The sequence below is a fragment of the Achromobacter deleyi genome, from assembly GCF_902859705.1.
GTDB lineage: Bacteria > Pseudomonadota > Gammaproteobacteria > Burkholderiales > Burkholderiaceae_B > Achromobacter > Achromobacter deleyi.
In genome coordinates this window covers 54333-62393 of sequence record NZ_CADIJO010000030.1, presented here as the reverse complement: position 1 = coordinate 62393, position 8061 = coordinate 54333, and the positions used below count along the sequence as shown (strand labels likewise).

Genomic DNA, 8061 nt, shown 5'->3' with positions numbered 1-8061 from the left:
ACGCCTTGATCGCGCCGCAGACGCTGGCGCCCGACGACGCCACGCCGCTGCGCGACCCCGCGGACCCGCGCTGGCGGGCCCCATCGCCGTCCTGGTCGCTCGCCATGCCGCAATTGGCGCCCGCGCGCGTGTCGCGTTGGCGCCCCGTCTGGCGCTGGGGCGCGGCGGCCGCCGTGGTCTGGATCGGCGGATTGAATCTGCATGCCGCGCAACTGCGCGGCGAGGCCCAGTCCCTGCGCGACGGCATGCGCCGCCAGGTGCTGGCCGCGTTCCCGGACATTCCCGTCGTGCTGGACCCGGCCCGCCAGGCCCAGCAAGGCCTGGACGCGCTGCGCAACCATCGCGGCGCCGCGAGCGCGGGCGACTTCCTGCCGCTGGCCCGTGCCGCGGCGCAAACCCTGCCGTTCGCCGCCGACAAAGTGGCGCGGCTGACCTACGCCGACCAGGCCCTGACCCTGCAACTGGCCGACGCCGGCCCTGCCGCCCAACGCGTGGCCGAAACCCCCGCGCTGATCCAGCAAGCGGCCGCGCAAGGCCTGAAGCTGGAACGCGGCGATACCGACAACACCTGGCGCATCACGCGCAGCCAACCATGAAGCCCCTCGAACGCCTTGACGCCGCCTGGCGCGCCGTCCGCAAACCCCTGGCGCCCGCCGCCGAACGCGCCCGTCAGCGCTACCTGGCCCTGGCCCCGCGCGAACGCCGCCTGGTCAACACGGCCGGCGCGCTGCTGGGCGCCGTCGTGGTCTTTACCGTGCTGATCGAACCGGCCCTGACCACCACCCGCAAGCTGCGCGATGAACTGCCCCTGCTGCGCACGCAGGCGGCATCCGTGGCCGACCTGGGCGCGCAGGCCATGGCCTTGCGCGGCAAGGCCGCCGCGCCCGCCGCCACCCTGCCTGCTGCGGCCGACATCGGCGCCAGCCTGGAACGCGCGGGCCTGCCGGCCGACCACTGGAAGCTGGACCACCCGGGCCAGGGCGACAGCGTCAAGCTGTCATTGTCCGAAATCCCCTCGTCCGCCCTGCTGCGCTGGCTGGAAAACGCCGCGGGCGATTGGGGCCTGGCCGTGAAAGATGTGGACCTGACCCGCGCCGCCAACGCCAACGGCCGCCCGTTGCCGGGCCTGGTCAATGGCAGCGTCACGCTGGCGCTGCCGGCACGCAAGGCCCGTTCCTGATGCGCCTGCCCCGTTTGCCCAAGCGCACCGGCCTGGCGCTGGCCTGCGGCGCCTGTGCGCTGGCGGCCGCCGCCACGGTGTTGCCGGCCCGCTGGCTGCTGGCGTTGCTACCCGCCGACGCCCCGGTCACGCTGGCCGACGCCGCCGGCACGATCTGGAACGGCAATGCCTGGATCGCGCTGGGTCCGCCCGGCGCACGCCGCCTGCTGCCGCAGGCGCTGCATTGGCAATGGCGCTGGCCGTCGATGACACTGGAACTGTCGCACCCCTGGCTGCAAGGGCCGGTGCGCGCTGGCATGGGCTGGAGCGGCGTCACGCTGTCGGCCCAATCGCTGCGCCTGCCGGCCACCGCCCTGCCCGCGCTGGGCGCGCCCTGGAATACGCTGGCGCCCGAAGGCACGATCGAGGTCAGCTGGCAGGCCCTGCGCCTGGGCGGCGACCTGCCCGACGCGCCACTGGCCGACCTGCGCTGGCGCGATGCCGGCACGGCGCTCACGCGCGTCTCGCCGGTGGGCACCTACCTGCTCAGGATTCGCGGCAATGGCAAGTCCGGCGCCACGCTGGCGCTCACCACCGAAAGCGGTCCGCTGGCCGTCACCGGCCAGGGCAGCGCCAACGCGCGCGGCGTGCGCTTCACGGGCCAGGCCACGTTCGCCCCGTCGGCCAGCGAGGCCGACCGCGCCGCGCTGGACGGCCTGATGTCCACGTTGGGGCGGCGCAGCGGCGATACGGTGGAGTTCGGCACCGGCAAGTAAGGGGGCAAGTAAGGGCGCGAACGCGCGCGGTGTGCCACGCGGGCTCGCGCCCTCTGGCGCTGCAGGGCGTGCGCACTGCCGCCCCGCGTCCTTCAGGCGTCCCGCGTCACCCGCAGGATTTCTTCCGGCGACGTATCGCCGCTTGCCACCCAGCGTGCGCCGTCTTCGCGCATGCTGAACATGCCCGCAGCGCTGGCCGCGCGGCGCAGTTCGCGCTCGTCGCTGCCTTCGTGAATCAGCCTGCGCGCCTCGTCGTCCACCGTGAACAGCTCGTGGATGCCCGAGCGGCCGCTGTAGCCCGTGTGGTTGCAGGCCTCGCAGCCCACCGGCTGGAACACCTGCACGCCATCCTGCATCGACGGCTTCTTGCACGCCGGACACAGCTTGCGCACCAGCCGCTGAGCCAGCACGCCCAGCAGCGACGACGACAACAGAAAGGGTTCCACGCCCATGTCCGTCAGCCGGGTCACGGCCGACACCGCGTCGTTGGTGTGCAGCGTGGCCAGCACCAGGTGGCCGGTCAACGAGGCCTGCACGGCGATCTGCGCCGTCTCCAGGTCGCGGATTTCGCCGATCATGATCACGTCCGGGTCCTGCCGCAGAATCGCCCGCAGCGCCAGCGCGAAACTCATGTCGATCTTGGCGTTGACCTGCGTCTGGCTGATGCCCGGCAGGTCGTATTCGATCGGGTCTTCCACCGTCAGGATGTTGCTGGTGGAGGCATCCAGGCGGCTCAGCGCGGCGTACAGCGTGGTGGTCTTGCCGCTGCCGGTCGGCCCGGTGACCAGCACGATGCCGTGCGGCTGGCGGATCAGCCGGTCCAGCTGGCCCAGCACGCCGGGCGCCATGCCCAGCTTTTCCAGCCGCAGCCGGCCGGCTTCCTTGTCCAGCAAGCGCAGCACCGCGCGTTCGCCGTGCCCGGTGGGCAACGTGGACACGCGGATGTCGATCGGCCGGCCGCCCACCCGCAGCGCAATGCGGCCGTCCTGCGGCAAACGCTTTTCGGCGATGTCCAGGTGCGCCATGATCTTGATGCGCGAGATCAGCGCCGCGTGCAGCGCCTTGCGCGGCGACACCACGTCGCGCAGCGTGCCGTCCACCCGGTAGCGCACCACCGAATGCGTCTCGAACGGTTCGATGTGAATATCGCTGGCGCCGTCGCGCGCGGCCTGCGCGAACAGCGCGTTGATCATCCGGATCACCGGCGCGTCGTCCTGTGCGTCCAGCAGGTCCGCCACTTCGGGCATGTCCTGCAGCAGGCGGTCCAGGTCGATCTCGTTTTCGGCCACGCCCATCACCGATGCCGCATCCTCGGCATGGCTGTAGGCAGCCGCCAGCAGCGTTTCCAGCGCCTCGTCGTCCACCTGCGTGACCGCGATGTCGCCATGGCAGCGCCGGATCTCGCGCACCGCCCATTCCGGCGTGCGCGGGCTGACCGTCAGCTGCGCATGGCCTGCGCGCAACGACAGCACCGCCCGCTGGGCGCGGGCCCAGGCATAGGGCAAGGGATGCGCGCTCATTGCAGCGACGACAGGTCACGCGCCGCGCCCGCGGCCAGCGGCCGGGTCGCACGGATCGGCACCGACGGATCGCCGGTCTGCGCCAGTTCCGGATACTGCCGTACCGCGAACGACTGCACGGTGGCCGCGGCCGGACGCGCCGGCTGGGCCGGCTGGCCGCCACGGAAGTCGTAGACATTGTTGGACACCGAGCCCGCACCCGCGCCGGCCGGCGGCAGCATCGGCGCCTGCGCGTCCGGCAGCAGCCAGTGGTTGCTCGGCTGCGTGGCCGCCTGGGCGCGGCGCATGTAGTCGTAGCGGTCCAGCGTGACCGATGCGCTGCGGTTGGCGTCACGCACCACGTAGGGACGCAGGAACACCATCAGGTTGGTCTTGGTGCGCTTGCGGCTTTCGTACTTGAACAGCTCGCCCAGCACGGGAATCGAGCTCAGGCCCGGCACGTTGTTCGACGTGACCGTCACGTTCTCTTCCAGCAGGCCGCCCAGCACGATGATTTCGCCGTCGTCCACCAGCACGCTGGTATCGATGGCGCGCTTGTTGGTCACGATGCCCGTGGTGGGCGTCGAACGGCTTTCGTCGATGCTGCTGACTTCCTGGTAGATGTCCAGCTTGACCGAGCCGCCTTCCGACACCTGCGGCCGGATGTTCAGCTTAAGACCCACGTCTTCGCGTTCGATGGTCTGGAACGGATTGTTGTTGTTGCCGCCGCTGGTCACGTACTGCCCCGTCACGAACGGCACCGTCTTGCCCACCAGGATGCTGGCCGACTGGTTGTCCAGCGTCAGCAGGTTCGGCGTGGACAGGATGTTGGCCTGCCCCGTGTTCTGCATGGCCCGCGCCAGCACGCCCAGGTTGATCACCTTGTTGCCCAGCACGTCCACCGTGCCCTTGACCACGCCCAGGCTCAGGCCGCCGCCCAGCGCGTCGATCGACGTCGGGCCCTTGCCCGACAGGCCGCTGCCGCCCAGGTTGGTGCCGCCGATGAAGCTGGTGCCGCCGCTGTTGATGTTGCCCGCGCCCGTCATCCATTGAATGCCGAATTCGGCCGCCGCGTCTTCGCTCACTTCGACGATCAGGCTTTCCACCAGCACCTGCGCACGGCGCTGGTCCAGTTGGTCGATCACTTCACGCAGGCTGCGGTACAGCGGCTCCGGCGCCGAGATGATCAGCGAGTTGGTGGCCGGGTCCGCCTGGATGGTGGCGCCGCCCGCCGAATACGACACGGCCTGGTTGCCGGTCTCGTCGCGGGCGATGCGTTCCTGGTCGCCCGACATGCCGCCCTTGGACGAACTGGACGAGCCCGTCGAGCCCGACAGCCCCAGGCCGTTGTTGCCCGTGCTGCTGCCCGTGGGCTGCTGCGTGCGGTTGTTGCCCGTCTGTGCGCCGCCCGCATTGCCGCCCGTCGGGTTCGCGCCGGGCGCGGCATTGGCCTGGCCCGCCAGCAAGCCGCCCAGCACTTCCGCGATGCGCGTGGCCTGCGCATTGCGCATGTACACCACGTGCAGATTGCCCGCGCGGTTCTGCTGCGCGTCCAGCTTCAGGATCAGGTCGCGCGCCAGCCGCGTGCGCGCCGGGCTGCCCGCGCGCACCAGCACGCTGTTGCTGCGCGGGTCCGCCACCACCGCGATGCGCTGCGTGGGGTCGTTGCTCTGCGTGTCCAGCAACTGCGATGCCAGCACCGCGATGTCGGACGCGATGCCCGACCGTACCGGCACCACGTCCGTATCGATCGAACTGGGCACGTCGATCCGCGCGATCACCGCCGCGATGCGGTCCAGGTTGTCCGCGTAGTCCGTCACCACCAGCGTGTTGTTGCCCGGATACGCGTTGATCGGGTTGTTCGGCGGCACCATCGGGCGCAGCACCGGCACCAGGTTCGCCGCGTTCTCGTACTTCAGCGGAAACACCCGCGTCAGCATCTCGCCGCTGTTGCCCGAGCCGTTGCGCGCAAACGTCGATACCGGCACCGAGCCCTTGCCCGATCCGCCTGCGGGCGTCGCCGGCCGCGGATCGCCCACCACCGCGCTGCCCTGCAGCTTGGCGTCGGCTTCCGGCACCACGCGCGTCACGCCGTCCACCTCGACGATCGCAAAGCCCTGCAAGCGCAGCGCCCCCGTCAGCATCGACAAAGCCTGGCCGCTATCGACAGGCCGGTCCGACACCAGCGTGAGCTTGCCCTTGACCCGAGGGTCCACCAGGAAATTGCGCTTGGTGAACAGCGACAGCGCACGCAGCACGGCCGGGATGTCCGTGTCCACGAAGTTCAGGCTGACGCGATTGTCTGCCTGTTGAGCGTAGGCCGTGCTGGCCACAGGTCCGAGTTGGCTTGCCGCGAGCAAGACCGCAAGGCTGAATTGCGCGATATGACGCATGACGGGATGTGCCTGAGACGTGAAGTCGTGTAAAAAAAGGTGAAAGCGCGTCGGAGTATACGGGGTGACACTGCAACACTACGGTCATAATCCAAAGGCAAGGTGACGGCCTGGAAAGCCTTTATTCACGGGCCTCTCGCGCCTGCGGGCAGGCACCCGGATCACCCTCCCACCATGCCATCCTTTCGTTACGAAGCGACTGACGCGCTCGGAAAAATCGTGCACGGCACGATCGATGCCGACAGTGAACGCGGCGCCCGCAATCAACTGCGCGGCCGCGGCCTCTTGCCCCTGTCCACGTCCCCCGCCGCGCGCGCCGAAGGGCTGGGCGCGGCCTTGCGCACGCGCCTGTCCGATGCCGACCTGGCCTGGCTCACCCGCCAGCTCGCCAGCCTGCTCGCCGCCCGCCTGCCGCTGGACGCCGCGCTGTCCGCCACCCTGGAACAAGCCGAAAAGAAACACATCGCCGCCACGCTCGAAGGCGTGCGCGACGACGTGCGCGCCGGCCACCGCCTGTCCACCGCGCTCGCCTCGCGCCCCCGCGACTTCCCCGAGATCTACCGCGCCCTCATCGGCGCTGGCGAAGAATCCGGCGATCTCGCCCAGGTCATGGAAAAACTTGCCGACTACATCGAAGAACGCAACACCCTGCGCAGCAAGGTCATGACCGCGTTCATCTACCCCGCCGTCGTCGGCTGCGTCTCGGTCATCATCGTCATCTTCCTGCTCGGCTACGTCGTGCCCCAGGTCGTCTCCGCCTTCAGCCACGCCAAACAGCAGCTGCCGCTGCTCACCCGCATCATGCTGTCGCTGTCCGACTACGTGCGCGACTGGGGCCTGGCCACCGGCGCCGCCATCGCCCTGGCCATCATCCTGTGGCGCTACTCCCTGCGCGTGCCCGCCGCCCGCCACGCCTGGCACGCCCGCGTCCTGCGCCTGCCCCTGGCCGGCCGCTTCGTCCTGGGCGTCAACGCCGCCCGCTTCGCCTCGACCCTCGCCATCCTGTGCGGCAGCGGCGTCGCCCTGCTCACCGCCCTCGAAGCCGCCCGCCGCACCCTCGGCAATGACGTGCTGCGCACCGCGGTAGACGAAGCCTCCGCCCGCGTCCGCGAAGGCGCCGCCCTGTCCAGCTCGCTAGCCGCCCAAAAAGTCTTCCCCTCCCTGCTCGTACACCTGATCGCCAGCGGCGAAAAGACCGGCCAGCTCCCCGAACTGCTGGACCGAGGCGCCCAAAACCTCTCCCGCGACCTGGAACGCCGAGCCATGGCCATGACGGCGCTGCTGGAGCCCGCGCTGATCCTGCTGATGGGGGGATTCGTACTGTTGATCGTGCTGGCGGTGATGATGCCGATTCTGGAAATGAATCAGCTGATCCGCTGAATGCAAAAACCAAAACCCGCTCAACGCCAGCGCGCAGCGACCACCGCCACGACGCCCCACAACGCGTAAGCCGGGGACGGCCGCCCGCGCGGCCGTTTTCGGCGGGCGACGCAAACCTCGCCCCCCTCACAGGTCTAGCGGCGAACCATTTCTGGCAACCCGTAGCCCGGCGCGGGCCGCGCATCGCGTGTGCGCGCCGTCGATGCGCCCGAGGGAATCTGAAGGGAGGGCCGAAGGCCCGTACGAAGATGACGAGGGGGAAGTCCGGAGCGAAGGCTCCGGACCGCAATCGTTGGCGCGCACACGCGATGCGCGGCCCGTGCCGGGCGACCTACGAAGACAACAACCTACAAAAAAGCCCTATCCAACAACCATCACAAAGCTTCTTCGTCGCTCTCACCCGTCCGAATCCGGATGGCTTGCTCAACCGGGGTGACGAAAATCTTGCCGTCCCCGATCTTGCCCGTACGCGCCGCCTTCACCACCGCTTCGATCGCGGCTTCGACCTGATCATCCGGCAGCACCACTTCCACCCGGATCTTCGGCAGGAAATCCACCACGTATTCCGCCCCCCGATAAAGCTCGGTATGCCCCTTCTGGCGCCCGAACCCCTTCACTTCCGTCACGGTCAGCCCGCTGACGCCCACCTCGGCCAGCGCCTCGCGGACTTCGTCGAGCTTGAAGGGTTTGATAATGGCGGTGACTTGTTTCACGTTCGTCGTCCTGGTTTTTGATCTGTTGCAACGCCCCGCCCCGGCCACATGCCGGCAAGGCGCAATGATTAAGAGAATACCACCGGGCATAGCGGCCGCCACCCTGGCGCCGCCCCCCGTGCCGCCGGGAAAACCCGCAGG

General features: G+C 69.5%; 7 protein-coding genes. 4 read left to right on the top strand and 3 right to left on the bottom strand.

Features of this window, described 5'->3' with window-relative positions; genetic code table 11:
• From gspL to gspN, 3 genes are all read left to right on the top strand, one after another.
• Positions 1–596 (top strand): type II secretion system protein GspL (gene gspL, locus HV798_RS27740; RefSeq protein WP_246289243.1); only part of this gene is annotated, 596 nt, incomplete at its 5' end.
• Positions 593–1180 (top strand): type II secretion system protein GspM, encoded by a 588-nt coding sequence (gene gspM / locus HV798_RS27735; protein WP_175193857.1) that lies wholly within the window; start codon positions 593–595, stop codon positions 1178–1180. The genes gspL and gspM, both read left to right, overlap by 4 nt.
• On the top strand, positions 1180–1935 hold the full coding sequence (gene gspN / locus HV798_RS27730) for a type II secretion system protein N (protein WP_175193858.1): 756 nt from the start codon (positions 1180–1182) through the stop codon (positions 1933–1935). The genes gspM and gspN overlap by 1 nt, the downstream gene beginning before the upstream one ends.
• Positions 1936–2027: 92 nt before the next feature.
• Here gspN and gspE read toward each other — a convergent pair whose 3' ends face one another.
• Both gspE and gspD read right to left on the bottom strand, forming a co-directional pair.
• On the bottom strand, positions 2028–3455 hold the full coding sequence (gspE, locus tag HV798_RS27725) for a type II secretion system ATPase GspE (RefSeq protein ID WP_175193859.1): 1428 nt from the start codon (positions 3453–3455) through the stop codon (positions 2028–2030).
• A complete protein-coding gene (gene gspD / locus HV798_RS27720; protein WP_175193860.1) occupies positions 3452–5827 on the bottom strand; it encodes a type II secretion system secretin GspD in 2376 nt (791 codons plus the stop codon). The genes gspE and gspD overlap by 4 nt, the downstream gene beginning before the upstream one ends.
• Positions 5828–6001: 174 nt before the next feature.
• Here gspD and gspF point away from each other — a divergent pair, with 174 nt between their 5' ends.
• Complete coding sequence (gspF, locus tag HV798_RS27715) at positions 6002–7207, top strand: type II secretion system inner membrane protein GspF (protein WP_025138965.1); 1206 nt, start codon at positions 6002–6004, stop codon at positions 7205–7207.
• Positions 7208–7581: 374 nt separating this feature from the next.
• On the opposite strand, the gene HV798_RS27710 is transcribed toward gspF, so the two are convergent.
• Entirely contained in the window at positions 7582–7920 is a 339-nt protein-coding gene (locus HV798_RS27710) for a P-II family nitrogen regulator (protein ID WP_006386376.1), read from the bottom strand.
• Positions 7921–8061: the final 141 nt, after the last annotated feature.

What these genes read in the sequence shown, in the direction of transcription:
- gspE (WP_175193859.1), bottom strand. Translation starts at nt 3,455, where the DNA reads ATGAGCGCGCATCCCTTGCCCTATGCCTGGGCCCGCGCCCAGCGGGCG.
- gspF (WP_025138965.1), top strand. Translation starts at nt 6,002, where the DNA reads ATGCCATCCTTTCGTTACGAAGCGACTGACGCGCTCGGAAAAATCGTG.
- gspD (WP_175193860.1), bottom strand. Translation starts at nt 5,827, where the DNA reads ATGCGTCATATCGCGCAATTCAGCCTTGCGGTCTTGCTCGCGGCAAGC.
- gspN (WP_175193858.1), top strand. Translation starts at nt 1,180, where the DNA reads ATGCGCCTGCCCCGTTTGCCCAAGCGCACCGGCCTGGCGCTGGCCTGC.
- gspM (WP_175193857.1), top strand. Translation starts at nt 593, where the DNA reads ATGAAGCCCCTCGAACGCCTTGACGCCGCCTGGCGCGCCGTCCGCAAA.